The organism is Leptolyngbya sp. FACHB-36, assembly GCF_014695955.1.
Lineage (GTDB): Bacteria > Cyanobacteriota > Cyanobacteriia > Leptolyngbyales > Leptolyngbyaceae > FACHB-36.
The window spans coordinates 1-1962 of sequence record NZ_JACJPG010000500.1; the positions used below are offsets into that span (position 1 = coordinate 1).

A 1962-nucleotide genomic window follows, 5' to 3' on the forward strand; every position below is an offset into this window, starting at 1 on the left:
GATTACGACGCTGGCAACCTGCACTCTGCCTGCAAAGGCTTGCAGAACGCAGGCGCAACGCCAAATGTGACGGACTCTGCTCTAGAACTTGAGCGGGCAGACGCCGTTGTGCTGCCCGGAGTTGGCGCGTGGGACCCGACCGTGCAGGGCATTCGATCGCGCCGTTTGGAAGCTCCGATTAGGCGAGCGATCGCCAGCGGAAAGCCGTTTTTGGGAATCTGTATGGGGCTGCAAGTGCTGTTTGAATCCAGCGAAGAAGGCAGCGACCCCGGTTTAGGAATTATCGCGGGAGCGGTGCGGCGGTTTCGATCGGAGCCTGACATCACAATTCCGCACATGGGCTGGAATCAGCTACAGTTCACGCAGCCTCAGTCGCCGCTGTGGCAGCAGTTGCCCGCTGACCCGTGGGTGTACTTCGTTCACTCGTATTTTGTGGACCCGATCGATCCCAGCGTCAAAGCCGCCACAATTACCCACGGTAGCCAGACCGTAACAGCGGCAATTCATGGCTCTGCAACAGGCGAGGACCACAATAACGTCATGGCGGTGCAGTTTCATCCAGAAAAGTCCTCGGACGCAGGTCTGCAAATTCTGGCAAACTTTGTGCAGCTCGTTGAGAGTCAGCGAGGATTGGTGAAGGCGTAGTTTGAGACGTTTAAGGAGCGAGATATGCAGGACATGATCGATTCATCCTCTCCGATTGATGCACCGGAAGCGGTGCTGGAACAGGCAAGAGCGCTACAAACTGAAATTCATCAAACGCTTCAACAGCTTTCCATTGAACGGTTAAAAACCGTGTCAGATTTTGCTAGCTTTTTGTTAGAAAGAGAACGTAGCGAAGCGACTGAAGAACTGATGCAAATTCCAGGGTTGCTCGAAAAAATTCAACAACACACCTCCAACGAGCAGGGCATCAATTGGAGAACTGTACGATCGGATGTATGAAGTTCTTCTACTCCCAGACGCTCAAACCGTTTTTGCCGGAGCGGACAAGGTTCTAGCTAAAAAAATTACCCGCTGCTTAATTCAACTAGAGCAAGAACCGCGCTGCCATCCTAATATAAAATCCCTGAAAGGAAGCTTTGCAGGATGCTATCGTTACCGCATGGGTGATTACAGAGTTATTTACACCATCAATGATGAAACCAGGCAGGTTTTTGTCGAGGCGATCGCTTACCGCAGTCGCGTTTATGAGTAGTCAACGAAGCGAATTTGAGTGCAAGGTAGTGTACATTTCATCCGATTTATTCCGCAACTAACTTGTGAGCCTGCGAATCTACGGAAATCGTCAGCTAAAAACCCTGCCAGGACAGGACACGCGCCCAACGCTAGCGCGGGTACGAGAGGCGCTGTTCAACATTTGGCAAGGCGAGATTGCTGACTGCCGCTGGCTGGATTTGTGCGCAGGCAGCGGGTCGATCGGCGCAGAAGCGCTGTGTCGCGGTGCGGCACAAGTCGTTGGCATTGAGCAGTCAGCGCGAGCGTGTGACGTGATTCGGCAAAACTGGCAGAACGTTGCTGCCGCAGAGCAGTCGTTTCGGGTAATCAAAGGCGACGTTGTCCGCTGCCTCAACGCCCTCAATGGGCAGACGTTCGATCGCATCTACTTCGACCCGCCCTACGCCAGTGGGCTGTATGGTCCCGTGCTGGACGCGATCGACACCTTGCAGCTACTCGCTCCTGCTGGAGAACTCGCCGTCGAACACAGCCCCAAATCGCTTACCATTCCTCCTCTGACGCATCTAAACGTTTGTCGAGAGAAAGTTTATGGAAATACAGCGCTGACGTTTTTTCACGCAGAATAAACCAAAGATTCATCTTTGCAAAATTCACGATTCAAAATTTCCCCAGCGCCACTTTCGAGGCGTTCGGTTGTACTTCAGTGCGATCGTACTGCTACCCTGTAAAACAGGTGCTACGCACTTGGTCGCATGATTCCGCAACGCCTCACCCTTAAAAACT

4 protein-coding genes are annotated in these 1962 nt (G+C 52.7%); all 4 read left to right on the plus strand.

Features of this window, described 5'->3' with window-relative positions:
• Positions 1-645, plus strand: a 645-nt coding sequence (gene hisH / locus H6F43_RS14300; protein WP_190343407.1) for an imidazole glycerol phosphate synthase subunit HisH, incomplete at its 5' end; no start/stop codon positions are given.
• Between the two features lie 24 nt (positions 646-669).
• Positions 670-945: a hypothetical protein gene (locus tag H6F43_RS14305; RefSeq protein ID WP_190343408.1), complete on the plus strand. Its 276-nt coding sequence runs from the start codon at positions 670-672 to the stop codon at positions 943-945.
• Positions 938-1198, plus strand: coding sequence for a type II toxin-antitoxin system RelE/ParE family toxin (locus H6F43_RS14310; protein ID WP_190343409.1), 261 nt, complete (start codon positions 938-940; stop codon positions 1196-1198). The genes H6F43_RS14305 and H6F43_RS14310 overlap by 8 nt, the downstream gene beginning before the upstream one ends.
• 64 nt (positions 1199-1262) lie before the next feature.
• On the plus strand, positions 1263-1805 hold the full coding sequence (rsmD, locus tag H6F43_RS14315; RefSeq protein WP_190343410.1) for a 16S rRNA (guanine(966)-N(2))-methyltransferase RsmD: 543 nt from the start codon (positions 1263-1265) through the stop codon (positions 1803-1805).
• The last annotated feature ends 157 nt before the right edge of the window (positions 1806-1962 follow it).